Source organism: Rhizobium sp. Leaf453 (genome assembly GCF_001425605.1).
Taxonomy (GTDB): domain Bacteria; phylum Pseudomonadota; class Alphaproteobacteria; order Rhizobiales; family Rhizobiaceae; genus Pararhizobium.
This window is the reverse complement of sequence record NZ_LMRG01000001.1, coordinates 278,600-301,169: the sequence shown is the minus strand read 5'-3', so window position 1 is coordinate 301,169 and position 22,570 is coordinate 278,600. Positions and strand designations below refer to the sequence as shown.

28 protein-coding genes are annotated in these 22,570 nt (G+C 60.4%); 18 read left to right on the top strand and 10 right to left on the bottom strand.

Features of this window, described 5'->3' with window-relative positions; genetic code table 11:
- Nucleotides 1–17 precede the first annotated feature (17 nt).
- From ASG68_RS01505 to ASG68_RS01475, 7 genes are all read left to right on the top strand, one after another.
- A complete protein-coding gene (locus tag ASG68_RS01505; RefSeq protein WP_062575846.1) occupies nucleotides 18–1,919 on the top strand; it encodes a potassium transporter Kup in 1,902 nt (633 codons plus the stop codon).
- A gap of 261 nt (nucleotides 1,920–2,180) precedes the next feature.
- A complete protein-coding gene (locus ASG68_RS01500) occupies nucleotides 2,181–3,359 on the top strand; it encodes a cell wall hydrolase (RefSeq protein WP_413813978.1) in 1,179 nt (392 codons plus the stop codon).
- A gap of 256 nt (nucleotides 3,360–3,615) precedes the next feature.
- Nucleotides 3,616–3,975, top strand: a complete 360-nt coding sequence (locus ASG68_RS01495) for an AtpZ/AtpI family protein (protein ID WP_062575848.1) — start codon at nucleotides 3,616–3,618, stop codon at nucleotides 3,973–3,975.
- A 57-nt stretch (nucleotides 3,976–4,032) separates the two neighbouring features.
- Entirely contained in the window at nucleotides 4,033–4,794 is a 762-nt protein-coding gene (locus tag ASG68_RS01490; RefSeq protein ID WP_062575849.1) for a F0F1 ATP synthase subunit A, read from the top strand.
- A gap of 83 nt (nucleotides 4,795–4,877) precedes the next feature.
- On the top strand, nucleotides 4,878–5,105 hold the full coding sequence (locus ASG68_RS01485; protein WP_037106138.1) for a F0F1 ATP synthase subunit C: 228 nt from the start codon (nucleotides 4,878–4,880) through the stop codon (nucleotides 5,103–5,105).
- Nucleotides 5,106–5,201: 96 nt separating this feature from the next.
- Entirely contained in the window at nucleotides 5,202–5,810 is a 609-nt protein-coding gene (locus ASG68_RS01480) for a F0F1 ATP synthase subunit B (protein WP_062575850.1), read from the top strand.
- 11 nt (nucleotides 5,811–5,821) lie between these two features.
- Entirely contained in the window at nucleotides 5,822–6,313 is a 492-nt protein-coding gene (locus tag ASG68_RS01475; protein WP_062575851.1) for a F0F1 ATP synthase subunit B, read from the top strand.
- Nucleotides 6,314–6,600: 287 nt separating this feature from the next.
- Here the strand turns inward: ASG68_RS01475 and ASG68_RS01470 are convergent, their stop codons facing one another.
- From ASG68_RS01470 to ASG68_RS01460, 3 genes are all read right to left on the bottom strand, one after another.
- On the bottom strand, nucleotides 6,601–6,912 hold the full coding sequence (locus ASG68_RS01470) for a hypothetical protein (protein ID WP_113577335.1): 312 nt from the start codon (nucleotides 6,910–6,912) through the stop codon (nucleotides 6,601–6,603).
- Between the two features lie 177 nt (nucleotides 6,913–7,089).
- A complete protein-coding gene (locus ASG68_RS01465; RefSeq protein ID WP_200943252.1) occupies nucleotides 7,090–7,770 on the bottom strand; it encodes a ribonuclease HII in 681 nt (226 codons plus the stop codon).
- Nucleotides 7,771–7,914: 144 nt separating this feature from the next.
- Nucleotides 7,915–9,072, bottom strand: coding sequence for a PA0069 family radical SAM protein (locus ASG68_RS01460; RefSeq protein WP_062575852.1), 1,158 nt, complete (start codon nucleotides 9,070–9,072; stop codon nucleotides 7,915–7,917).
- 227 nt (nucleotides 9,073–9,299) lie between these two features.
- Between ASG68_RS01460 and ASG68_RS01455 the strand changes: the two genes are divergently transcribed.
- Nucleotides 9,300–9,836, top strand: a complete 537-nt coding sequence (locus ASG68_RS01455) for a hypothetical protein (RefSeq protein ID WP_062576543.1) — start codon at nucleotides 9,300–9,302, stop codon at nucleotides 9,834–9,836.
- A gap of 139 nt (nucleotides 9,837–9,975) precedes the next feature.
- Here the strand turns inward: ASG68_RS01455 and ASG68_RS01450 are convergent, their stop codons facing one another.
- From ASG68_RS01450 to ASG68_RS01430, 5 genes are all read right to left on the bottom strand, one after another.
- The gene (locus tag ASG68_RS01450; protein ID WP_062575853.1) at nucleotides 9,976–10,956 is read right to left on the bottom strand and encodes a calcium-binding protein; all 981 of its coding nucleotides are present in this window, start codon (nucleotides 10,954–10,956) and stop codon (nucleotides 9,976–9,978) included.
- Nucleotides 10,957–11,081: 125 nt separating this feature from the next.
- Entirely contained in the window at nucleotides 11,082–11,624 is a 543-nt protein-coding gene (gene moaB, locus ASG68_RS01445) for a molybdenum cofactor biosynthesis protein B (RefSeq protein WP_062575854.1), read from the bottom strand.
- Nucleotides 11,611–12,546, bottom strand: a complete 936-nt coding sequence (locus tag ASG68_RS01440) for a 4-(cytidine 5'-diphospho)-2-C-methyl-D-erythritol kinase (protein ID WP_062575855.1) — start codon at nucleotides 12,544–12,546, stop codon at nucleotides 11,611–11,613. The genes moaB and ASG68_RS01440 overlap by 14 nt, the downstream gene beginning before the upstream one ends.
- A gap of 12 nt (nucleotides 12,547–12,558) precedes the next feature.
- A complete protein-coding gene (locus ASG68_RS01435; protein WP_062576545.1) occupies nucleotides 12,559–14,394 on the bottom strand; it encodes a tetratricopeptide repeat protein in 1,836 nt (611 codons plus the stop codon).
- Nucleotides 14,395–14,663: 269 nt separating this feature from the next.
- Nucleotides 14,664–15,680: a polyprenyl synthetase family protein gene (locus ASG68_RS01430; protein WP_062576547.1), complete on the bottom strand. Its 1,017-nt coding sequence runs from the start codon at nucleotides 15,678–15,680 to the stop codon at nucleotides 14,664–14,666.
- A gap of 109 nt (nucleotides 15,681–15,789) precedes the next feature.
- On the opposite strand from ASG68_RS01430, the gene ASG68_RS01425 reads away from it, so the two are divergent.
- The 8 genes from ASG68_RS01425 (at nucleotide 15,790) to ASG68_RS01400 (ending at nucleotide 19,934) form a co-directional block, all read left to right on the top strand.
- Nucleotides 15,790–16,011: a DUF2007 domain-containing protein gene (locus ASG68_RS01425; RefSeq protein WP_062575856.1), complete on the top strand. Its 222-nt coding sequence runs from the start codon at nucleotides 15,790–15,792 to the stop codon at nucleotides 16,009–16,011.
- A 215-nt stretch (nucleotides 16,012–16,226) separates the two neighbouring features.
- Nucleotides 16,227–16,997, top strand: coding sequence for a tRNA1(Val) (adenine(37)-N6)-methyltransferase (locus ASG68_RS01420; RefSeq protein ID WP_062575857.1), 771 nt, complete (start codon nucleotides 16,227–16,229; stop codon nucleotides 16,995–16,997).
- A gap of 83 nt (nucleotides 16,998–17,080) precedes the next feature.
- On the top strand, nucleotides 17,081–17,947 hold the full coding sequence (locus tag ASG68_RS01415) for a S49 family peptidase (protein ID WP_062575858.1): 867 nt from the start codon (nucleotides 17,081–17,083) through the stop codon (nucleotides 17,945–17,947).
- A 24-nt stretch (nucleotides 17,948–17,971) separates the two neighbouring features.
- On the top strand, nucleotides 17,972–18,160 hold the full coding sequence (locus ASG68_RS01410; protein WP_062575859.1) for a hypothetical protein: 189 nt from the start codon (nucleotides 17,972–17,974) through the stop codon (nucleotides 18,158–18,160).
- A gap of 70 nt (nucleotides 18,161–18,230) precedes the next feature.
- Nucleotides 18,231–18,461 (top strand): AbrB/MazE/SpoVT family DNA-binding domain-containing protein, encoded by a 231-nt coding sequence (locus ASG68_RS01405; protein ID WP_062575860.1) that lies wholly within the window; start codon nucleotides 18,231–18,233, stop codon nucleotides 18,459–18,461.
- Nucleotides 18,458–18,748: a PIN domain-containing protein gene (locus tag ASG68_RS32925; protein ID WP_200943254.1), complete on the top strand. Its 291-nt coding sequence runs from the start codon at nucleotides 18,458–18,460 to the stop codon at nucleotides 18,746–18,748. Before ASG68_RS01405 ends, ASG68_RS32925 begins: the two co-directional genes overlap by 4 nt.
- Complete coding sequence (locus ASG68_RS31790; RefSeq protein ID WP_200943278.1) at nucleotides 18,715–18,858, top strand: hypothetical protein; 144 nt, start codon at nucleotides 18,715–18,717, stop codon at nucleotides 18,856–18,858. Before ASG68_RS32925 ends, ASG68_RS31790 begins: the two co-directional genes overlap by 34 nt.
- 113 nt (nucleotides 18,859–18,971) lie before the next feature.
- Nucleotides 18,972–19,934 carry a glycine--tRNA ligase subunit alpha gene (locus ASG68_RS01400; RefSeq protein WP_062576549.1) on the top strand — a complete coding sequence of 321 codons (963 nt, stop codon included), beginning with the start codon at nucleotides 18,972–18,974 and terminating at the stop codon, nucleotides 19,932–19,934.
- Nucleotides 19,935–20,035: 101 nt separating this feature from the next.
- On the opposite strand, the gene ASG68_RS31055 is transcribed toward ASG68_RS01400, so the two are convergent.
- A complete protein-coding gene (locus tag ASG68_RS31055; protein WP_156373781.1) occupies nucleotides 20,036–20,176 on the bottom strand; it encodes a hypothetical protein in 141 nt (46 codons plus the stop codon).
- 354 nt (nucleotides 20,177–20,530) lie between these two features.
- Here ASG68_RS31055 and ASG68_RS01395 point away from each other — a divergent pair, with 354 nt between their 5' ends.
- The gene (locus tag ASG68_RS01395) at nucleotides 20,531–21,508 is read left to right on the top strand and encodes a sensor domain-containing diguanylate cyclase (RefSeq protein ID WP_244484072.1); all 978 of its coding nucleotides are present in this window, start codon (nucleotides 20,531–20,533) and stop codon (nucleotides 21,506–21,508) included.
- Nucleotides 21,509–21,558: 50 nt separating this feature from the next.
- On the opposite strand, the gene ASG68_RS01390 is transcribed toward ASG68_RS01395, so the two are convergent.
- The gene (locus tag ASG68_RS01390; protein WP_062576554.1) at nucleotides 21,559–21,756 is read right to left on the bottom strand and encodes a hypothetical protein; all 198 of its coding nucleotides are present in this window, start codon (nucleotides 21,754–21,756) and stop codon (nucleotides 21,559–21,561) included.
- A gap of 204 nt (nucleotides 21,757–21,960) precedes the next feature.
- Between ASG68_RS01390 and ASG68_RS01385 the strand changes: the two genes are divergently transcribed.
- Complete coding sequence (locus ASG68_RS01385) at nucleotides 21,961–22,509, top strand: LemA family protein (protein WP_062575861.1); 549 nt, start codon at nucleotides 21,961–21,963, stop codon at nucleotides 22,507–22,509.
- Nucleotides 22,510–22,570 lie beyond the last annotated feature (61 nt).

Here is a 22,570-nt window from a genome sequence, read left to right as displayed (position 1 = left end):
AAGCCGGAAATATTCAGATGTCCCATTCAGCCGCAAACTCCGGAACGCGCGATCAGCAGATGCGCAAGCTGCTTGCCTTGTCGCTTGGCTCGATCGGAGTCGTTTATGGCGATATCGGCACGAGCCCGCTCTACGCCTTCCGTGAAGCTCTCCGCCCAGTCGCGGAAGACGGTGTCACTCGTCTCGAGATCATCGGCCTGATTTCACTGATGATCTGGACGCTGACGATCATCGTGACGCTGAAATATGTGCTGTTTCTCCTGCGTGCCGATAACAATGGCGAAGGCGGCACGTTGTCATTGCTGGCGCTTCTGATGAAATATTCCAGCAAGCGTGCCAATCGCCTGTTCTTCCTCGGTATCGCCGGCGCTGCCCTTTTTATCGGTGACGCAATCATCGCCCCGGCTCTGTCGGTTCTTTCGGCGGTCGAGGGCCTGAAGCTGGTGACGCCGACGCTGTCGCCCTATGTCGTGCCGATTTCCGTGGTGATCCTGCTGCTGCTGTTTGCGGTGCAGTCGCGTGGGACGGCGGCCGTCTCGAAGTTCTTCGGCCCGATAATGGTCGTCTGGTTTCTGGTGCTTGCGATCGCCGGTATCAGCCATATCAACGACGATCTGGGCATTCTGGCCGCTTTCAACCCCTATTATGCCGTCAATTTCCTGATCCATGCCGGCTATGTCGGCATCGTCGTGCTCGGCGCTGTGTTCCTGACGGTGACGGGTGCGGAAGCGCTTTACGCCGACCTTGGTCATTTTGGCCGCAAACCCATTCAGTGGGCCTGGATCGGCCTGGTCTTTCCGGCGCTGGCGCTGAACTATCTGGGGCAGGGCGCCCTGGTGCTGAAGCATCCGGAGGCTATGTCCGACCCGTTCTATCTGATGTTTCCGGAATGGGCGCTGCTGCCGGTCGTCATTCTCGCCACCTGCGCCACGATCATTGCCGCGCAGGCCGTCATCACCGGCGCCTTCTCGCTGACACGACAGGCGATCCATCTCGGCTTCCTGCCGCGCATGGCGATCTTCCACACCTCGGAAACCCAGACCGGCCAGATTTATCTTCCCAACGTCAACCTGCTCCTGATGTTCGGCGTCATGGTGCTGGTTTTTGTCTTCGAATCATCCGAATCGCTGGCGACCGCCTACGGTATTTCCGTCACCGGTGCGATGGTGGTCGATACGTTCCTGGCTTACGAGTTCGTGCGGTTGCGCTGGAGATGGCCGATTTCCTTCGCGATCGCTGTCCTCCTGCCGCTGCTGATGCTCGAAATGATCTTCTTCGGCGCCAATATGCTGAAGATCCATGATGGGGGCTATGTGCCGGTGCTGATCGCGGCGACCATCATCGTGATCATGTGGACGTGGAAACGCGGTACAAAGATCCTGCACGACAAGACGCGCCATACTGACATTCCACTGGCATCCTTCGTCAAGTCGATCGAGCGCAAGAGCGAGCATGCGCCAGTCTCTGTTCCGGGAACCGCGATCTTCCTGACCAGCGACCCGGAATCGACACCGGCCGCGCTGTTGCACAACATCAAGCACAATCACGTCCTGCACGCGCAGAACTTCATCCTGACGATCCGCACGGCAAACACGCCGATCGTCTCGAAGGATCACCGGGTGACGGCTTCCAGCCTGTCGGAGCGCTTCAGCCTGCTGGAAATGAACTTCGGCTATATGGAAACCCAGAACGTTTCGCAGGCGCTCGGCCTGTTCCGCAAGACCGGCCTGAAGTTCGATATCATGTCTACCTCCTTCTATCTCGGGCGGCGCAAGCTGGTGCCGGACGCGCAATCGGGCATGCCGCACTGGCAGGACAGACTGTTTATTGCGCTCGCCAATGCCGCCATCGACCCGTCGGACTATTTCCGCCTGCCGACGAATCGCGTCGTCGAGCTCGGCTCGCACGTCATCATCTGAGATCCACGCCGTTTCCAAACTGCCACGGACACCTCTCCGGCCACTGCCGGGGAGGTGTTTTGCTGTTCCAATCCCTAATTCGCCGATGCCGGCATTAACCAACCATCAAGGTTAATGCTTCATTGTCATCGCATGGTTGAAGCGGAGTAGGCGCCTTAGGCGCGATGGTCCGCTTTCATGATTCACTTCTGCGGGGAAATGCAGGCCGGCAGCGTTTTGCCGGGTGAGAACCCGCGTCTGCCAGTGCGTGGAGTACGGTTGGTGCGTAACAGTAAGCAGTCCCATCGCAAGTCCCGTTTGTCGCCTGCGCGCTGGACTGTTCCGCTGATGCTCGGCATCGGGCTTTTCGCCGGCTTTCCCTCCGTTTCCGCCCATTCCGATCTGGCCACGTTCCTCTCCGGCATCAACCGTGGCGGCGAGCGCTGGCGCATGGTCATGACCCGTTCGCCGGCGGGATCGCTGCATGATGTCGACGTGGTCTTCAACGATCCCATCACCACCGGCGCCATCGGCGATGGGGCAGGGATCAAGATGCCGGACGGCGAAACCGTTTCGCTGATGACCGACAACAAGCAATCCGATCCGCGCACCGACGAGGAGCGCGTCAATCGTCGCGACAAGAAGGGCCGCATCATCGCCGTCGCGCCCGTTACCCCGCCAAAGGATTTCACTGCCGGTTCGATCCTGCAGCGGACCAGTTCGCTGATGGTCCCGGCCTTCGACAACGAAGAGCGCATGGCTTTCACCAAGCCCGAGATCAAAGGCAAGGAAATCGAGATCGCGACGGCGTTCTACAAGAAGAAGGCGCCGAAGATCGATGCCGGCATGTCGCCGATGCTGGCGAGCCTGGTGACCAACCCTTCCGCCGATATCCTGGCGACCGCCTATGCGCCGGCTGAACCCGACTATGCCCGCCAGTCGCCATTCGATTCGATCCTGCGTGAAGACAAGACCGGCGGCCGGTTCATTCCCGAGATTTCTCCGGAAGACCATGCCTGGGCGGCCAATCCACTGCCGGCCGATGTCTTCTCCGAAGCCGAGCAGAAGTGCCTGACTTCCGGCATCTATTTTGAAGCGCGGGGCGAATCGATGAAGGGCCAGGCTGCCGTGGCGCAGGTCATCCTCAATCGGGTGCGCAACCCGGCCTATCCGGATACGATCTGTGGCGTCGTCTACCAGAACAAGGGCTGGTACAATCGCTGCCAGTTCTCCTTCGCCTGCGACCGCATCCCCGATATCGTCTGGTCACGCTCCGCCTGGGCGACTGCAAAGGAGATCGCGCTCGCGGTGACCGCTGGCAAGATCTGGTTCCCGGAAGTCGGCTCCGCCACCCACTACCACGCCACTTATGTAAAGCCGGATTGGGGTCCGACGATGAAGCGGGTTTCGAAGATCGGCAAGCACATCTTCTACCGCACCTATGGCGGCGGCTGGAGCTGAGGGCGGTCTGCCACAATCGCGCTCCGGACGGCGATTCCCTCCGAATCCCCGCAGCGTTGCTTGGAAATATGACAAGTAATTGTTTTTAAATAATAATATTGTATGGCAACAAGCGCCTTTGGTGCCTTGACTATGCCAGCCCCTAAAACTATGTTGCGGCCGACTTCAGAACGGGCCGAACACTGGCTTCAAATCCGGCCTTTGTGTGACCAATCTCATGGTTTATGACCTGGGGGGAACAAAGGGAGGATGCCAGATGACGGAAAACCCGAAAGAAGGTCTGGAAGACCGGCTGAAACGCCTCGGATCCGAGCTGTCTGAAAAGCGCGGAGAAGATTCGAAGCTTGCTGCGGACGAAGCGCGCGCAGCCGAAAACCGCAAGGGCTATCAGGTCGCCGTCAAGCTTTCGAGCGAATTTGTGGCGGCCATCATAGTCGGTGCACTTCTGGGCTATCTTTTGGACCATTTTGCGGGTACAGGGCCGTGGGGGATGATAATCCTTCTCCTCCTCGGATTTTGTGCCGGCGTTTTGAACGTGCTGCGTTCGGCGGGCATGGTGGCGACGCCCCATCCTGCGGATCGGCGGGCCGGAAAGAACAAGAGCGACGGCCTCTAGGCTGTTGCAGGGTGAAATGTCCGCCTCAGTGGCGGTCCAGAACGAAAGAGAACGGCTGTGGCAGGCGACAAGGTAGATCCGGTACACCAGTTTGTGGTCAACAAGATCATCCCGATCGAAATCGGCGGCATCGATTTCTCTTTCACCAATGCCTCGCTGTTCATGGTGGCGACGCTGGCCGTTGCAACGGGCTTCCTCTATTTCACGACGTCGACGCGCAGCCTGGTTCCGGGCCGCATGCAGTCCGTCTCGGAACTGTCCTATGAATTCATCGCCTCGATGCTGCGCGAAGGCGCCGGCTCGCATGGCATGAAATTCTTCCCGATGGTGTTTTCGCTGTTCATGTTCATCCTGACGGCAAACATGCTCGGCATGGTTCCCTACTTCTTCACCATTACCAGCCAGATCATCGTCACCTTCGCGCTTGCGCTGTTCGTGATCGGCACGGTTCTGTTCTATGGTTTCTATAAGCACGGCCTTGGCTTCCTCAACGTGTTCGTGCCCTCTGGCGTACCCGGTATCCTTCTGCCTTTGGTTATTGCAATCGAAGTGATCTCCTTCCTGTCCCGTCCGATCAGCCTCTCGGTTCGTCTCTTCGCGAACATGCTGGCCGGCCATATCACGCTGAAAGTGTTCGCAGGCTTCGTCGCCTCGCTTGGAACCATGGGCGCGCTGGGCATCGGTGGAGCCATCCTTCCTCTCATCATGACCGTGGCCCTTACGGGTCTCGAATTCCTCGTCGCCTTCCTCCAAGCCTATGTCTTTGCGGTGCTGACTTGCATGTACCTCAACGACGCAGTGCATCCGGGTGGCCACTAAGGAATAAAGTCGTGGGGCTTTCTCCGGTTCTGATCGGGAAAGGTCCAAAGTTAGCCGCAACAACCATTTCGAAGGAGAAAATCATGGACGCGGAAGCAGCAAAGTACATCGGCGCAGGTCTCGCTTGCCTCGGTATGGCCGGTACGGCTCTCGGCCTCGGCAACATTTTCGGCAGCTACCTCTCGGGCGCCCTGCGTAACCCGTCGGCCGCTGACAGCCAGTTCGGCCGTCTCGTATTCGGCTTCGCCGTTACGGAAGCTCTCGGCATCTTCTCGCTGCTCGTAGCGCTGCTGCTCCTTTTCGCCGTCTAATATCGGCTTGAAGGCAGGGCCGCGGCAAAAGTCGCGGCCCGCATTTTCTGACAGACTATCTTTGCCAGACTACTTTGAATGCACCTGGAGGTGAGCATGTTCGTGACTTCGGCATATGCCCAGTCGACCACCACCGAAGGCGCAGAGACCCACGACGCCGCTGCCGGCGAGGTCCACACCGAAACCGGTGTTGCCCATGAAGGCGGACATGGCTCTGGCGTGTTCCCGCCCTTCGATTCTTCGACATTCGCATCGCAGCTTCTCTGGCTGGCGATTTGCTTCGGTCTTTTCTACCTTCTGATGTCGAAGGTCGTCATGCCGCGCATCGGCAGCATTCTCGAAACGCGCAATGACACGATCGCGCGCGATCTCGATGACGCCGCCCGCTCGAAGGCCGAGGCTGACGCAGCCGTTGCGGCCTACGAACAGGAGCTGGCCGCTGCAAAAGCCAAGGGCAACGCGATCGCATCCGCTGCGCGCGAAGCCGCCAAGACCAAGGCTGCAGCCGACCGCACCGCGGTCGAGACCAGCCTGAACGACAAGATTTCCGCCGCTGAATCCCGCATCGCCGATATCAAGGCGAAGGCGCTGGCCGATGTCGGCTCGATCGCCGAGACAACGGCAACCGCCGTCGTCGAGCAGCTGATCGGTGGCAAGGCAACGAAGGCCGAGATCGCTTCCGCGGTCAAGGCATCGACGAAGTAAGGAGCCGCATCATGGATTTGACCTCTCTGGCCACATTCTGGGCAACCGTCGGCCTGGTTCTGTTCCTCGCTCTGACCGTCTATCTCAAGGTTCCGGGCATGCTGGCCAAGTCGCTCGACGAGCGCGCCGCCCGCATCACCAACGAACTGGCTGAAGCCAAGCGCCTGCGCGCCGAAGCCCAGAGCCTGCTCGCCGAATACCAGAAGAAGCGCAAGGAAGCCGAAGCTGAAGCCGCCAACATCGTTGCCGCAGCCGAACGCGAAGCCGAAGCGCTGACCGCGGAAGCCAAGCAGAAGACCGATGAATTCGTCGCTCGCCGCACGGCTCTCTCGGAACAGAAGATCAAGCAGGCCGAAGCCGACGCGATCAACTCGGTCCGCGCCGTCGCCGTCGACATCGCCATTGCCGCCGCTGAAAGCGTCATCACGACCAAGTCGGACGCTGCCACGCAGTCGGCCCTGTTCGCCAAGGCGATCAGCGACGTGAAGACCCGCCTGAACTGATCGATCGCTTCCAGGAAATGATTAGAAGCCCGGCCTCGTGTCGGGCTTTTTGTTGTTTGGGGGGATGTCGCGGAGGACGGTTTGCAGGGGAAATGGACGGCAGCGCGGGAGACCCGCGACGAATTCCCTCTTCTCCCCAGCGGTAAGAAGTGCCGAGCATAGCGAGGCGATGAGGGGGCGGTGGCGTAAGCCGACGAGCGAATTTACTTCGAAGGTGGCCTTCGGCCCCCCTCATCCGGCCCTTCGGGCCACCTTCTCCCCGGCGGGGAGAAGATATCGGTGGAGCCTCAATTCCCCGCCTGAGCCGACGGAGCCATCGTCAGGCAGGCTTCTTCGAATTCGCGCATGGTTTCCGGGCTGTTGTCTTCGGGGAGAACGGCGTCGGTCGCCATGTCGGTTTCGTCGGTGACCTGCTGGCCGTCATACATGAAGGACTGGATGTAATAGGCAAGCCCGCCCTTCCAGACCTTGCGGCCGTCGATATCCTTGCAGGAATAGGCCGTCTGCAGGTCGGCCTGCATGGCATCGACCGTGGGTTGCTCCGTCGTGGAGACGTCGGCGGCTGCGGTGGCAGCCATCAGGATCAGACCAAAGAGCAAGTTTCGATCCTTTCATAGAATCGCGGGCAAACAGTTCGCTTGAACCTATATCCCGTCCGCTTTGCCGTTTGTTACCACGGGTACCGGTGACACAAGAAAAATTCGACCTGTGTCTTCGGTGCCGCTGCCGGATGTCGAGGGTCAATGTTTGAGGTAGATTGTTGTTCCCGTAAAAGGTCAGGAAGGGTCATCCTCGATGGGTTCAGCACCGTCCTTCCGCAGTGGCCGGAAGCTCATCCGGTGCAGCGGGCAGGGGCCGTGGTCGGTGATGGCGGTGCGGTGGCGGCGGGTGGCGTAACCGGCATGCACGGCAAAGCCATAGGCGGGGAAGACGGGGTCGGCACGGGTCATCATCCGGTCTCGCGCCACTTTGGCGACGATCGAGGCGGCGGCGATGGAGACGGAGCGGGCATCGCCCTTGATCACCGCCTTGCCCTGGCAGGGAAGCCCCGGCGGCACGTCACGGCCATCGGCCAGCACCAGCGCGGGGCGGCTGGAAAGACCCAGCACGGCCCGGCGCATGGCATCGAGGCTGGCCTTGCGGATATCCGTCACATCGATACGTCCGGCGCCTGAGGAGGCGATCGACACGGTGGCGCAGGCGAGGATAATGTCGAACAGTTCCTCGCGCCTGGCGATCGACAGCTGCTTGCTGTCGTTCAGACCCTCGGGGATATTGTCGGGATCGAGGATGACGGCAGCGGCGACCACAGGACCGGCCAGTGGCCCCCGACCCGCTTCGTCCGTTCCCGCCACCGGCCAGAGCCCATCGCGGCGGCCCGCCAGCTCGAAGCTGAAATCCGGGCCGTCGATCGTCTCGAAAAGAAAAGGGGAATCGGGCGGCGTGCGTCTGGTCATGCGGCGGACCTTGCACACAAGCCCGATTCCCTGCAAGTCCTCCGGCTTGAGGCGGCTGCCGGAGGAGGGCCGATGTGCCTCGGGGCAAGAAACAGCATCGGCATGCCTATCTCCGGCGCGGGAGCTCCGGAGATAATCGTGTGATCAGAGCAGCGACAACTGCACGCCCGTCCCGAGCGGTGGCACGAACAGGTCGCAATTCAGCGGCTTGCGGGCGACGTTCAGTTCCAGCCGCTTTGCCGCCATTTCGAACCGCCGTCCGATCTGCCAGGCATAGGGACCGGCGCCCTTCATCCGCTTGCCGAACTCGGCATCATAATCCTTGCCGCCGCGCATCGAGCGGACCAGCGACATGACGTGGCGATAGCGATCCGGATAGTTGCGCAGCAGCCAGTCGCGAAACAGCGGGCTGACCTCCAGCGGCAGACGCAGCAGCACATAGCTCGCATGGGACGCACCTGCAGCCTTGCCGGAATCCAGAACCCGCTCGATCTCATGGTCGTTGAGCGCAGGAATGATCGGCGCCATCATCACGGTCGAGGGAATGCCGGCCTCCGACAGCGCCTTGATCGCCTCCAGCCGCTTCGTCGGCGTCGAGGCGCGCGGCTCCATCAGGCGTGCCAGCTTGCGGTCGAGCGTGGTGACAGACAGGCCAACTTTTGCCAGGCCCTTCTCCGCCATTGGCGCCAGGATATCGATATCGCGTATGACCATGGCCGACTTGGTGACGATCATCACCGGATGATCGGCGGCCTTCAGCACTTCGAGGATCTGGCGCATGATCCGCCACTCCTTCTCGATCGGCTGATAGGGATCCGTGTTGGTGCCGATGGCGATGGGTCGAACCTTGTATCCCGGCTTTGCCAGTTCGCGCTCCAGGAGCTTGGCGGCATCCGGCTTGGCGAAAAGCCTGGCCTCGAAATCGAGCCCCGGCGAGAGGCCCATATAGGCGTGCGTCGGCCGAGCGAAGCAATAGATGCAGCCATGTTCGCATCCCCGATACGGATTGACCGACCGGTCGAAGGGGATATCCGGCGAATCGTTGCGGCTGATAATCGAGCGCGGCTTTTCGATCTGCACGTCAGTCTTGAATTCCGGCAGATCCTCGATCGAGTTCCAGCCGTCATCCTCCAGTGTTCGCGATACCGGCTCGAAACGTCCGGATGTGTTGAGGGCAGCACCGCGTCCGAGTCGACGGTCGACCTCGATGCGGAGCCCCGAACCGGCGATCATCGCTTCGGCCATATCTGCCGTGTTGGCAGGCGCCAAGGCACCCTGCCTGATGTGAGACAGCTCGTTCATGGGATTCTCCGGGAATGCCGATAGTGGGCACTCCAAATTTTCTGATTATTTTCCTATCGCGAAAACGAGAACAATGCAAGAACAAAATCAAGCGGTCAGATTTTCGACAGGTAACCCGGCGGCAAAAAGACGGTTCATTTGCGTGCGCATTCATCATGAATGAAAAGTAAATGGCCTGGAAACGAAGGCTTTATGGAAATTCGGTGTGCAATGCGGTATGGACGGCGATGCTGACGATCATCATGGAAACCCGCAACAACGAAGCCGAATTGGCGCAGACTCTGTCCGCGCTGGTGGCGGGTGCCGTGGAAGGACTGGTCAGCGACGTGATCATTCTGGATCATGCCTCGCGCGACGGTTCCAGCCGGGTCGCGGATGCTGCCGGTGCGCGGTTCTGTACCAGCTGGGACATGAAGGATATCGTTCGCTCGGCGCGCGGAAGCTGGCTGCTGTTGCTTGAGCCGGGGGCACGGCCGTCCGGACGCTGGATTGACGATATCGCCGAATACATGACGCTGAGCAAGGTGCCGGCGCGTTTCTCGCCATCGCGCCTGCATCGCCGGTCTTTCCTGCGCCGGATCATGACGCGCACGGCACCGCTGGAACTCGGTTTTCTTTTGTCGCGTCAACAGGCGACGGCGATCGCGAAATCCGGCATGCCGCTCAGCGATTTCGCCACGGGCCGGGCCGTGCGGCGGCTCGGCAGCGAGCTCGTCCCTGCCTGGGTGGCGGTCAACAATCGCCTTGGGGCTGACGAGGCCTGAACGGGCCAACCAGAGAAGAGCCAGGAAAAGAGGCGGACCCTTTTGGGGTCCGCCCTGACTTCACTGAAATATCGCCTGTGAAAAGGTCTTGTCGCTTCGGCCGCAGCCAAGGCGTCGTATCGCTTCCCTGAGCGGCGACCTAGAGAATGAAGTCCGCCGCGTTCATGCTGCTCACATTGATGCCGATCTGAAAGTCGGCCGAACCGTTGCCGTCCACGTCGGCAACGATAATGCCGCCGGTGAAGCGCAGTTCGCCGGCCGTATGGCTGAAGGCAGCGGTTCCGATGAACTTGAAGGCCTGGTTGCCGCTGACGAGGCTGTTGGCGTCGATGGTGGACAGATCAACCTTGTCGCCTTGGGCGCGGCTGAAATCGACGATGACATCGCGGTTCGCGCCCGTGCCGCTCTCGCTTTTTGAATTGAAGTCGAAGGTGTCCGCGCCCGCACCGCCGTGCAGTTCGTCGCGTCCGGTTCCGCCGATGAGACGATCATTGCCGTCGAGGCCCGAAAGGATGTCGTTGCCGCCGCGTCCATTCAGGGAGTTGGCGCCGTTGGTGCCGATGATGGTGTCGCCGACATTGGTACCGGCGGCCTTTTCGACGCTGATCAGCGTCTCGAAGCGGTTGGCGCCGGTCTGGGCAAAGCCCTGGCTAAGGTCGATGCCGACGCCCGTGCCGCTGAGCGTTCTGCTGTCATCGCGCGGCTGGTAGCTGATCGTATCGGAGCCGGCGCCTCCGCGGAAAACATTCTGCCAGCCCTCGGAGTAAAAAATGTCGTTGCCGGCATCGCCGGAATAGTCGCTGTGAAAGGTCGTGACGGCGATCGTGTCATTGCCGTTGCCTGCACGGACGATGTCGACGCTGCCGCCGCTGAAGGCGAAACCGCGGCCGACATAGGTGTCGTCGCCATCGCCGAGCCTAATATCGTTGTCGCCCTCGAATGCGTTGACAACACCGTCGTCACCCGCGCCCGCATCGACGAAATTGCTGCCGCCGAGATCGTCGGAGCGGTTGAGATTGATGACGTCATTGCCATCCTTGGCAAAGATGTCGAGGAAGGCGCGGCTGCCCTGGTCGATGCGGTCTACGCCGTTCGTGCCATCGATCCGTATCCGTGCCATGTCCGCTCTCCTCACGATGTCTTATCGTTAGGACAGTTTTATCCGGATGGTTGGATTGCCGCTGTTTCGAATGGAACAGGGAAAACAAGCGGTTGCTTGAAAAGCGTTGTCTTGGCTATCGGTGATCAGCCGCGCTTCAGGTGTTCGTCGAGCCTTGGCATGATCTCGACGAAATTGCAGGGCATGTGCCGGTAATCGAGCTGTTGCCTGATGATACCATCCCAGGCATCCTTGCAGGCGCCGGGCGAACCCGGCAGCACGAAGATGAAGGTGGCATTGGCAACACCGCCGGTGGCGCGTGATTGGATCGTCGATGTGCCGATCTTGTCATAGGACAGTCGGTGGAAGACTTCGGAAAAACCGTCCATGCGTTTTTCGAACAGCGGCTCCAGCGCCTCGGGTGTCACGTCTCGTCCGGTGAAGCCCGTGCCACCGGTGGTAATTACCACGTCGATCGCCTTGTCCAGCGTCCACGCCTTAACCTGGGCGGCGATCGCTTCCTTGTCGTCGGCCACGATGGCACGTGCTTCAAGCCTATGTCCGGCTTCCTCGATCCGCGCCACCAGTGTATCGCCCGAGCGATCGTCGGCGAGGGTGCGGGTATCGGATACGGTCAGGACGGCGATGCCGACGGGAATGAACGGCCTTGTCTGCTTAGTCTCGGCCATCATGGTCTTCCTTTTTGCCCACACTGCTGCAGGCCAGAACGTACCAGTTCGGGTTTTGCCGCGAAAGCGTCCCGGCGGCCGCATCGCGCCCTTCCGCCGTGGCAAAAAGCCCAAAACAGCTGGCCCCGGATCCCGACATCCGTACGAATGCGGCGCCGGTCTTTTTCAATGCATCCGAAACGGCCGAGATCGCCGGTTCCAACTGCCGTGCCGGCGGCTCGAGGTCATTGCGCATCTCGCCAAGGGCGCGCATCCAGCCAGCCTGTCGCGTTCGCGTGTCCGGCATGTTCAGAGGCGGGTTGGTCTTGCTCGTCAGCATGCGAAAGATGACCGGCGTCGAGACCGCCTTCAGCGGATTGACGAGCAGCATCGGAAAGGATGGGAAGTTTGGTAGAAGCGCGATATCCTCGCCGATGCCGCGTGCGAACAGCGGCGTACCCTTGAGGCACATCGGCACATCGGCGCCGAGTTTCAGCGCGATGTCGAGCAGGCTGTCTGCGGCGACGGGTGCTTCCCACAGATCCATCAAGCCGAGCAGTGTCGCGGCGGCATCGGCTGAGCCGCCACCGATGCCGGAAGACACCGGCAGGTTCTTTTCGAGATGGAGGTGAACGGGGCCGGTCGGTATGCCGGTTTCGGCCAGATTTGCCCGCAGCAGATCGCGGGCCTTCAGCACCAGATTGTTCTCGGCGCTTGCATCATCCGCCGCCGGAAGATCGGCGGCAAAGCGGCCCGAGATCGTCAGGCGATCCTGATGTGAAATGGAAAAGCCGATGCGGTCTCCCGCATCGGCAAAGGTCACGAGGCTGTCGAGAAGATGATACCCATCCGCTCGCTGACCGACGACATGCAAGGCGAGATTGATCTTCGCGGGCGCCACCCGGTTAAGCGCGAAGCTCCCGATCCCTGCATCACGGGTCATGGTCGGCCAGAATCAGGATTTCTTGCCCGGCGCGGTCGCGTCCGGCGTTATCTTCTTTGGCTGGCTGCCATCCGTCGCATCGGCGGCGGCCGGAACCTTGGCGGTGACCGGCGGCAGGCCGTTCTCGATCTTCGCCTTGATCTTCGGAATCTCCGCTTCTTCCGGCTTCAGGGCCAGCGTCTGGTTCCACTGGAATACGGCCTCCAGCTTGCGTCCGACACGCCAGTAGGCATCGCCCAGATGATCGTTGATCGTCGGATCGCCCGCCATCAGTTCGGCAGCGCGCTCAAGCTCGACGACAGCATCGTCGAAACGGTTCATCCGGAAATAGGCCCAGCCGAGCGAATCGACGATGTAGCCATCATCCGGCTTCAGGTCGACGGCCTTGCGGATCATCGTCAGGCCTTCTTCCAGGTTGATGTTCATATCGACCCAAGAATAGCCGAGATAGTTCAGGACCTGCGGTTGGTCGGGATTGAGCTCCAGCGCCTTCTTGAAGCTCGGTTCAGCCTTGTCCCAGATCTTCTGGCGCTCATAGGCGATGCCGCGCTGGAAGAAGATGGTCCAGTGACTGCGCTGCGGAACCGGTCCGATCTCATCGGCCGCACGGTCGTAGAGCAGGCCCATTTCCTTGTAGTCCTTGGCATCGGACAGCACGCTGCCATAAGCGATGTAGCTGCGCATATCCTTCGGATCGACATCGATCAGCGCCTTCAGATGCTGCTTGGCTTCTTCCGTCTTGCCGATCGAGGCAAGGGTCAGGCCCAGCTGCATTTCGGACAGACGGCGCATCGGCGAGTTTTCCGGCACGCTCTTGTAAAGCTCGATCGCACGCTCCGGCTTTTTCAGGTTTTCTGCAATGCCGCCGAGCATGACAAGGATGTCGGCGCTGTCCGGATCAACAGCGCGGGCCGTCTGCAGATAGAGCGAGACGATATCTTCGGCGCCGTCGCGATTGAGGGCCGCACCAATCGAAAACAGCACTGCGGCAGCACCCTGGGCGGCGCTTCGAACCTGCTGTTCCTGCGGTTTGCCTTCCTCGATGCTCTTGCGCAGCGCGCCGAGAGGCGCATAGTTGCTGATGAAATTCTCGCCGACGGAAACGGCATCGAGCGCCTTCTGCTTGTTGCCGTCGCGCGCTTCGAGCTTGGCCAATGCCACGACCGCGCGCATGAATGTATCGGGAGCGGCGGCACCACCCTCACGGTCCAGAACTGCGTCGTTCAGCTTCGAACGTGCGGTTGCCTTGTCACCGGCGGCAAGCGCGATGGTGCCTGTGTGATAGGATTTGAAGATCTTGAACCATTCCGGGCCTTCCATGGCATCGATCGCTGCGATCGCGTCCTTGGGCTTGCCTTCGCCGGCCTTCGCCCAGCCAAGCAACAGGCCGTTCATCAGCCGGTCGAGATCGTTCGGGCCTTCGTAATTCAGGATCTTTTCGGCGTGACGGTATTCCTTCTTGCGGATCGCCTCGACCGCGCGCGCGATCGTCGTGATGCGCTCGACAGAACCGTCGGTCTTCAGTTCCTCGGCGATCTTCACGCCATCCTCGAACTGGCCGTTCATCAGCAGCGTGATCATCAGCCGCTGCTTGACGTCGTTATTGTCCGGTTCGAATTCCAGCGCCGTGCGGTAAAGCCTCGTCGCGGTATCGAGATCCTTGTCGACATCGGCCGTGCGGGCGGCGAGAAATGCGCCGGAGAAGCTGTTGACCGAATTGACGTCGAAAGGCTTGCTTTCTTCTACGGCAGCCTTGTCCTCGGCGAAGCTCTGGGGCGCGCCGGTCAGGGACGCCAAGGCCAGGAATGCTGCGCCGCTGAGCAGGCGAAGAAGGTGTTTTTGCCGCATGACAAGCCTTTCGTTACGGGCAGCGCCGTTTGCGCCATCGCCGGATTCGCGCGGAATCAGTCCCAAATCAATAACGCATTACCCTGCAAACCGGAATCGGTTTGAGCGCAGGATAAAGCCGCAATTCGACACGCCGGAGCACGTTCTCGTGAAGGGAATCACGCGACCGCAGAACCGACCTGCGCCAAGCATTCATGAACAGAATGGCTTTTTTGGCGCAGTGCGGCAAGAATTTCCTCTTCGGCGTGCAATCGCTGTGGGTTGCGGGATCAGCTCACCCGCTCGATGCAGAAATCGATCACTTCCAGAAGCGCCGATTTCCAGGGGGATTGCGGCAGAGGCGCGAGCGCATCGCGGGCAATCGTGCCGTAATGCTGGGCGCGCGCGATCGTATCGGTCAGGCCACCATAGCGGGTGATGAGGCCAAGCGCCTTTTCCAGATTCTGGTCGTTGCTCTCGCCGCCCTCGATCGCCTCGCGCCAGAAGCTGCGCTCGTCCGCTGTACCGCGGCGATAGGAGAGGATAACGGGGAGCGTGATCTTGCCTTCGCGAAAATCGTCGCCGACATTCTTTCCGAGATCGGCAGCCTTGCCGCCGTAATCCAGCACGTCATCGACCAGCTGGAAGGCGAGGCCCAGGTTCATGCCGTAGGATTTCAAGGCGTTGCGGCTGGCCTTGTCTGTCTTGGCGACGATCGGGCCGACTTCAGCGGCGGCGGCGAAGAGGGCGGCCGTCTTAGCGCGAATGACGGAGAGATAATCGTCTTCCGTCGTCTCCATGTTCTTGGCGACGGAAAGCTGCAGCACTTCGCCTTCGGCAATGACCGATGCGGCCGTGGAGAGGACATCGAGCGCATCGAGCGAACCGACATCGACCATCATGCGGAAGGCCTGGCCGAGCAGGAAGTCACCGACGAGAACGCTTGCCTGGTTGCCCCAGATCATCCGCGCCGTCGATTTGCCGCGCCGCAGATCGCTTTCATCGACCACGTCGTCATGCAGAAGCGTAGCCGTATGCATGAACTCGACGGAGGTTGCGAGCTTGACATGGGCATCGCCGGTAAAGCCGAACATGGAGGCGGATGCCAGCGTCAGCATCGGCCGCAGGCGCTTGCCACCCGACGAGATGAGGTGATTGGCGACCTCCGGAATCATCTGGACGTCGGACCCGGCCTTGGAAAGAATAAGCTGGTTGACGCGCTCCATGTCCGCCTTGGTCAGGTCGACGAGCGGCTTCACGGATGCCTGTTTGTTTTTGCTGTCTTCCAGCGGTATCACTACGCCCAACTCAAGGCACTCCTGTTCAAATTCCAGTTCGGACAATAGAAAGGGGGGCTAGTGGCGGCAAGAGGCGAATTGTCCCGGCCCCTCAAATAAGGCAGGAAAAAGAACCGGAATGAAGGAATTGATCCGCACAAACGATGCCGTCGTACTCTCTTTCGCGGAAAGCCTGATGAAGGAAGCCGGCATCGCCTACCTCATCGCCGATCAGGGCATGAGCATTCTGGAAGGCTCTCTCGGTCTCTTGCCGCGCCGCTTCCTGGTGGACGAGGATGAGGCCGACGAAGCGCGGCAGATCCTGGTCGATGCCGGACTTGAGGCGGAATTGCGGGAGTAGCGCGCTGCAATGAACCTCTCGCCCAGTCACCCCCCTCTGTCGGCGTTGCCGACATCTCCCCCTCAAGGGGGGAGATCATTCTTTTTCCTCGACAGCCTGGAGAGAGACGAAAATCGGGAGCACTCGGGGTTCACGGTAGTCTCCTCCCTTGAGGGGGAGATGTCACGAAGTGACAGAGGGGCGTATCCCGGCCCAGGACTCGGAGCCGACTCCGCATGACCACCGAAACCATCGACAGTTTCCATCGCGGCCGGTTCCATGTGATCCAGCCGCTCGGGCAGGGGCATCGCTCCGGCATGGACGCCATGCTGCTGGCCTCACTCGTTGCATCGCCAAAGCCCTGCCGCGTCGCCGATCTCGGCGCAGGCGCTGGCGCCGCTGGCATGGCGGTGGCTTCGCGGATGGACAATGCCGAGGTGCTGCTGGTCGAGCGATCGCCGCTGATGGCGCAGTTTGCGCAGCGGAGCCTCACGATTACGGAAAACAGCCGCTTCGCCGAGCGTGTTTCGGTTCTGGAAGCGGACGTTTCGCTGGCGGGGCGGGCACGGGTGACGGCGGGGCTGGCCGATGATGTCTTCGACCATGTCATCATGAACCCGCCCTTCAACGATGCCAGCGACCGCAAGACGCCGGACGCGCTGAAAGCCGAGGCGCATGCGATGACCGATGGTCTGTTCGATGTCTGGATCCGCACGGCAGGCGCGATCATGAAGCCGGGCGGGCAGCTGTCCCTGATTGCCCGGCCGGAATCGATCGCCGACATTATTTCCGCATGCGGCCGCCGGTTTGGCGGCATCGAGATCACCGCGCTGCATCCGCGTCCCGGTGAAAACGCGGTCCGGATCCTGGTCACAGCGATCAAGCAGAGCCGCGCCCGCCTGACGCTGAGGGCGCCACTGATCATGCATGAAGAGGGAACCCACAAGTTCTCGTCCTTCGTCGACGATCTGAACAACGGCCGCGCCGCCTATGCCCGCCGGCGATGATTTTTGGGTGTCGCCATTGCGTTTGGCGCGCCAATGCATACATGCCAGAACGCATAATCACGATCATATGACAGGGAGTTTCGATGGCCGGGTTGTTGAGGAAGCTGTTGCCGAAGCGTTTTCGCAAGGAGGGCGTGACGATCCCGGTCGTCCGGCTGCACGGTGCGATCATGGCGGGCGGCAGCCAATTTCGACCGGCGCTGAACCTTGCGACCGTCGCGCCCGTGCTCGAAAAGGCCTTCTCGATGAAGGGCGCGCCGGCTGTTGCCATCTCGGTCAATTCTCCGGGCGGCTCGCCCGTCCAGTCGCGGGCAATCTACCAACGCATCCGTGATCTCGCGGAGGAAAAGAAGAAGCGCGTCATCATCTTCGTCGAGGACGTCGCGGCCTCCGGCGGTTACATGATCGCGCTGGCGGGTGACGAGATCATCGCCGATCCGACGTCGATCGTCGGCTCCATCGGCGTGGTTTCGGGCGGCTTCGGCTTTCCGGAACTGTTGAAGAAGATCGGCGTCGAACGCCGCGTCTATACTGCCGGTTCCAACAAGGTCATGCTCGATCCGTTCCAGCCGGAAAAGGAAAAGGACATCGAGTTCCTCAAGGGGCTGCAGCTGGAAATCCATGAGGTCTTCATCAACATGGTCAAGGCGCGGCGTGGTCATCTGCTCGCCGACACGCCCGACATTTTCTCCGGCCTGTTCTGGACGGGCAAGCGGAGCCAGGAACTCGGGCTGATCGACAGCCTCGGCGACATGCGCGGCGAACTGAAGAAGCGGTTCGGCGAAAAGACGCAGTTGCAACTGGTCTCCGCATCGCGTGGCCTGTTCGGCCGCCGCCAACCGGGAGCATCGATTGCCAACGGCATGGCCGAACGCTTCGCCGCCTCCGCCGTATCCGGCCTTGCCGACATGGCCGAGGAAAGAGCACTATGGGGCCGCTTCGGCCTTTGATCTCAGCGGAAGAGGGGGACGCACATGCCGCAATTGATCCTACTGCTGTTGTTCGCCGCCATCGCCTGGTTCGGCTACCGCAAGTTCGTGGCCGACGCCGAAAAACTCACCCGCCGCCAGCAGGAAGCCCGCCGCCAGCAGGAGACGGGGACGCAGGGTACGCTGGTGAAGGATCCGGTGACGGGGGAGTATCGGTTGAAGAAGCCGGAGTGAGGCCGCGATTTATTGATTGGGACGCATCGTGGTGATATACATGGGGTTCAGTATATCATGAGGATTGTCGATGCAGGTTTCAAAATGGGGTAACAGTCTTGCTATCCGTATCCCGTCTTCGGTCGTCGAAGTCCTGCAGCTAAAAGAAGGCGACGAGGTGGCCGTGCGTATCGCCGATGAACGGACCTTCGAACTCGAGCGAGATACGTCCCGGCAGGAGGCACTTGAGCGTATAAAGGCTTTTGCTCGACCTCTGCCAGCCGACTGGAAATTCGACCGCGACGAGGCGAATTCCCGGTGACAGTGCCGCTGCTTGATACCAATATAGTTGTCTATGCTTTCACCAACGACGCCCGTGCCGCAAAGGCACAGGAAATTCTGTCCGGGCCTTTCATCTTGAGTGTTCAAGCCTTGAACGAATTTGCGAATGTGGCGCGGCGAAAAATTGGTATGACTTGGGTTGAGGTGCAGAGCGCAACGCACGACATAAGCAGGCTCGCCCTGTCGATCCAACCAATAGATCGTGAATGCATTCGCGCGCGCTCGATCTCGTCATGCGCTTCAATCTCTCGATCTATGATGCACTGATGATTGCCGCTGCTCTTCAGGCGGATTGTCACGAAATTTTCTCCGAAGATATGCAACATGGGCTGGTCATCGATGGAAGGCTGACGATCTCCAATCCGTTTTGGATATGAGCAAATAGTTCTCGTCTATGGCAGCCGGCGTTCAGAGCCACCTTCACGCCCCTTGACCCCCTTCGTCCGTCATGGCACCAGACAGCCAGCCGAATTCAAGCTGGACTGATGCCATGACGACCGCCGCTCTCCCGGACCATATGAACCCGAAGCGTTCCTTCCAGGCGCTGATCCTGACGCTCCACGCCTATTGGGCGGACAAGGGATGCGCGGTCCTGCAGCCCTATGACATGGAAGTCGGCGCCGGTACGTTCCATCCGGCAACGACGCTGAGGGCGCTGGGTCCGAAGCCATGGCGGGCTGCCTACGTGCAGCCGTCGCGCCGTCCGACCGACGGGCGTTACGGTGAAAACCCGAACCGCCTGCAGCACTATTACCAGTATCAGGTCATCCTGAAGCCCAATCCGTCGAACCTGCAGGAGCTCTATCTCGGTTCGCTCGAGGCGATCGGCCTTGATCCGCTGCTGCACGACATCCGCTTCGTCGAGGACGATTGGGAAAGCCCGACGCTCGGCGCCTGGGGTCTTGGCTGGGAATGCTGGTGCGACGGCATGGAAGTGTCGCAGTTCACCTATTTCCAGCAGGTCTGCGGCATCGAGTGCTCGCCGGTCTCGGGTGAACTGACCTATGGTCTCGAACGCCTCGCCATGTATGTGCAGGGCGTCGATAATGTCTATGACCTGAACTTCAACGGCCGCGAAGGCGACGAGAAGATCACCTATGGTGACGTCTTCCTCCAGGCCGAGCAGGAATATTCACGCCACAATTTCGAATATGCCAACACGGTGATGCTGCATCAGCATTTCATCGATGCGGAAAAGGAATGCGTGGCACTCCTGGCCGCCGGCGCGCCGGATGCCGGCGCCAACGCGACCCTGCACAAATGCGTCTTCCCGGCCTATGACCAGTGCATCAAGGCCAGCCACGTCTTCAATCTTCTCGATGCGCGCGGAGTGATGTCGGTGACGGAACGCCAGAGCTATATCCTGCGCGTCCGCACGCTCGCCAAGGCCTGCGGCGAAGCGTTCCTGCTGACGGATGCCGGTGGTGTCAATCTGGTCAACCAGGCGGCGTAAGCCGCCCTCCAGGCTCTAGCACCAGGCGCGGCCGCGCCGGCGTGGATAGCCGGCCCAGAGGGGAGCGGGGGGCAAAGCCTTGCCCGTATTGTCCTGAGATGTCAGCGCTGGCCCGGATAGCGGACTCGGACCGGAACCAGGCTCTGCTGCTTCTGTTCCTGCTTCTGCGTGCGCATCGCCGCCAGATGGCTCATGCAGACGAGAACGAGCGCCGAGAGAGTGATCATGGATATGATGGTCATGTTTCAAGTTTCGCACTTCACCGATGGTTGGGCGGGTCGCTTTTTGCCCTGCGTCGCGCCGTAAGGTTTCGGAGCGGCCTTCATGGCCAGAATGCACGGAATCACAATGTCCGTGCTACGCGGAAAACATGGGTGAAGAATACGCCCAACAGGGATTGTCGCAATCCCGAGTTATAACTAGGCGAAGAAATATGCCATTGCCTTATACTGCGTGAAAACAACAACCTGTCACTTGTTTCGCGCGTGATGTACACGATCCGCGCGCAAGATCGAACCATGGATACCCTTTTAGTCTCAGCAACCTCTTAAAGGTTTTGCTTTAGGGTGGCGGCACGCGAATAATCAGGATGCACAATGGAAGACGAGGATATCCTCCCGCCGGAAGTCTTGGCCTCGATGCTGATGCGCATGTTCGAGCATGCGCCGATTGCGATGTCGATCACCACGAGCGACACGAAGACATCGAGCTATGCCAAGGTCAACGATGCCTATCTGAAGCTGACCGGCCTGAAATGGGAAAATATCCGCGGCAAGAAACTGACCTCGGAAGGAGCCGCGATCGATAATCCGGCGCGCGACCGCCGCCATCGCATGCTGGCGGAAGAGGGCTCCTACGAACTGGAAGAAGTCGACATCACCTATGCCGACGGCACGATCATCCCGACGCTCATCTCCGCGCAGCGCACCGTGGTCGACGGCGTCTCCTTCGATGTCGAGGTGATCGTCGATGTCTCGGCCCGCGTGCGCCAGCAGCGCGAAATCGAGAACGCCCTGAAGGCTTCGGCGCGCACCGATGCCCTGTCCGGCCTTCCGAACCGGGCCTGTTTCGACGAGGTCGTCACCGAATCCGTCGCGCGCAGCATGTTGAACGATCGCAAGCTGGCGCTCGCCTTCATCGATCTCAACGGCTTCAAGGCGGTCAATGACACCCTGGGTCATGCCGCCGGCGACGAGGTGCTCAGAACCATCGCCAGCCGCCTGCGCGAAAGCTTTCGCGCCACGGATTTCATCGCACGTGTCGGTGGCGACGAATTTGTCGTTCTGCTTGATGTCGATCTGAAATTGGCCGGTGATATCCAGCAGAACCTGCAGGATGCGATGGAGCGTGTGTTCAAGCCGATCCCGATCGAAGGTCATGTGACCTACACCGGCGCTGCCGTCGGCGTTACCTTCCTGCGCCCGGACGATACGCCGGCCTCATTCATCAAGCGGGCCGACGAATACATGTATATCGCCAAGACGACGGAGCAGCGGGTGGCGGTGGTGTGTTTCGGTCAGATTATGGAAATGCACGAAACGCCAATGCACCGGCCAAGCGCCACGCGGCGTTAAGGCTTCGGATCAGGTGGTATTGCACGCGCCGCCTTTATCTTTCATGCAAATCAGATCAGATCGCTGGCATCGACGCCGATCTGCCAAACCGGCTTCAGGGTCGGGTAGGTGCCGGTCGGCAGCTGGCCGGCATAGGTCTGCAGGGCGCGGCGAACGCCGGTCGGCTTTTCCGTGGTGCCAACGCTCGAATAGGCAAAGAACAAGGCCGTGAAGGCGATAATGTTGATGAGGGTTGCGAGCGTTTTCATGGTGGCCGGTTCTTTGTGTTGGGCGTTATTCGATGAGCCCACTATCGGCGAAACGGCATTTTCCCGCGGTTCCCCGCGGAACAGGGAAAGACGGCTTGTTATCGGAAAAGAACGGGGAGTGATTGCGCCTCTTAGAATTGGCTTTCAACGGCGGCGAGTGCACTTTAAGCTTTGTGAAAACACATATTCCCGGAAGGAAAACCGATGATTGCCTTGGGCGTTGCCGCAGTCGTGATCCTCTATCTGATCTTCGTCTATAACGGCCTGGTCAAGGCGCGGCAGGTGAAGGAGGAGGCATGGTCCGGCATCGACGTCCAGCTGAAGCGCCGCGCCGACCTGATCCCGAACCTGATCGAGACCGTCAAGGGCTACGCCGCCCACGAAAAGGGCACGCTGGAGGAAATTGTCTCGCTGCGAAACCGGGCTCAAGCCGTGCCGGCGGGGGACGTGGCGGGGCGTGCTGCGGCTGAAGGCATGCTGAGCCAGGCGCTCGGAAAGGTTTTCGCGCTGGCGGAAGCCTATCCGAACCTCAAGGCCAACCAGAATTTCTCCGAGTTGCAGCAGTCGCTGGAAGAGATCGAAAACGAAGTGCAGATGTCGCGCCGCTATTACAATGGCGCCGCCCGTGACCTCAACGTCAAGGTCGAAAGCTTCCCCTCCAATCTCGTCGCTGGCCCCTTCGGTTTCACCAAGGCCGCCTATTTCGAAATCACCAACGAGGCCGATCGTGCGGTGCCAGTGGTGAAGTTTTGATCTAGCCCGAAACGGCTTTCCGTCGTAGACGACTTTCCACCATCGACAGGAGTTCGCGGCC

Coding starts and splice junctions, on each gene's coding strand:
- ASG68_RS01505 (WP_062575846.1), top strand. CDS start 18: ATGTCCCATTCAGCCGCAAACTCCGGAACGCGCGATCAGCAGATGCGC.
- ASG68_RS01495 (WP_062575848.1), top strand. CDS start 3,616: ATGACGGAAAACCCGAAAGAAGGTCTGGAAGACCGGCTGAAACGCCTC.
- ASG68_RS01485 (WP_037106138.1), top strand. CDS start 4,878: ATGGACGCGGAAGCAGCAAAGTACATCGGCGCAGGTCTCGCTTGCCTC.
- ASG68_RS01480 (WP_062575850.1), top strand. CDS start 5,202: ATGTTCGTGACTTCGGCATATGCCCAGTCGACCACCACCGAAGGCGCA.
- ASG68_RS01475 (WP_062575851.1), top strand. CDS start 5,822: ATGGATTTGACCTCTCTGGCCACATTCTGGGCAACCGTCGGCCTGGTT.
- ASG68_RS01465 (WP_200943252.1), bottom strand. CDS start 7,770: ATGACCAGACGCACGCCGCCCGATTCCCCTTTTCTTTTCGAGACGATC.
- ASG68_RS01460 (WP_062575852.1), bottom strand. CDS start 9,072: ATGAACGAGCTGTCTCACATCAGGCAGGGTGCCTTGGCGCCTGCCAAC.
- ASG68_RS01455 (WP_062576543.1), top strand. CDS start 9,300: ATGCTGACGATCATCATGGAAACCCGCAACAACGAAGCCGAATTGGCG.
- ASG68_RS01450 (WP_062575853.1), bottom strand. CDS start 10,956: ATGGCACGGATACGGATCGATGGCACGAACGGCGTAGACCGCATCGAC.
- moaB (WP_062575854.1), bottom strand. CDS start 11,624: ATGGCCGAGACTAAGCAGACAAGGCCGTTCATTCCCGTCGGCATCGCC.
- ASG68_RS01440 (WP_062575855.1), bottom strand. CDS start 12,546: ATGACCCGTGATGCAGGGATCGGGAGCTTCGCGCTTAACCGGGTGGCG.
- ASG68_RS01435 (WP_062576545.1), bottom strand. CDS start 14,394: ATGCGGCAAAAACACCTTCTTCGCCTGCTCAGCGGCGCAGCATTCCTG.
- ASG68_RS01425 (WP_062575856.1), top strand. CDS start 15,790: ATGAAGGAATTGATCCGCACAAACGATGCCGTCGTACTCTCTTTCGCG.
- ASG68_RS01420 (WP_062575857.1), top strand. CDS start 16,227: ATGACCACCGAAACCATCGACAGTTTCCATCGCGGCCGGTTCCATGTG.
- ASG68_RS01415 (WP_062575858.1), top strand. CDS start 17,081: ATGGCCGGGTTGTTGAGGAAGCTGTTGCCGAAGCGTTTTCGCAAGGAG.
- ASG68_RS01410 (WP_062575859.1), top strand. CDS start 17,972: ATGCCGCAATTGATCCTACTGCTGTTGTTCGCCGCCATCGCCTGGTTC.
- ASG68_RS01405 (WP_062575860.1), top strand. CDS start 18,231: ATGCAGGTTTCAAAATGGGGTAACAGTCTTGCTATCCGTATCCCGTCT.
- ASG68_RS31790 (WP_200943278.1), top strand. CDS start 18,715: ATGCGCTTCAATCTCTCGATCTATGATGCACTGATGATTGCCGCTGCT.
- ASG68_RS01400 (WP_062576549.1), top strand. CDS start 18,972: ATGACGACCGCCGCTCTCCCGGACCATATGAACCCGAAGCGTTCCTTC.
- ASG68_RS31055 (WP_156373781.1), bottom strand. CDS start 20,176: ATGACCATCATATCCATGATCACTCTCTCGGCGCTCGTTCTCGTCTGC.
- ASG68_RS01395 (WP_244484072.1), top strand. CDS start 20,531: ATGGAAGACGAGGATATCCTCCCGCCGGAAGTCTTGGCCTCGATGCTG.
- ASG68_RS01390 (WP_062576554.1), bottom strand. CDS start 21,756: ATGAAAACGCTCGCAACCCTCATCAACATTATCGCCTTCACGGCCTTG.
- ASG68_RS01385 (WP_062575861.1), top strand. CDS start 21,961: ATGATTGCCTTGGGCGTTGCCGCAGTCGTGATCCTCTATCTGATCTTC.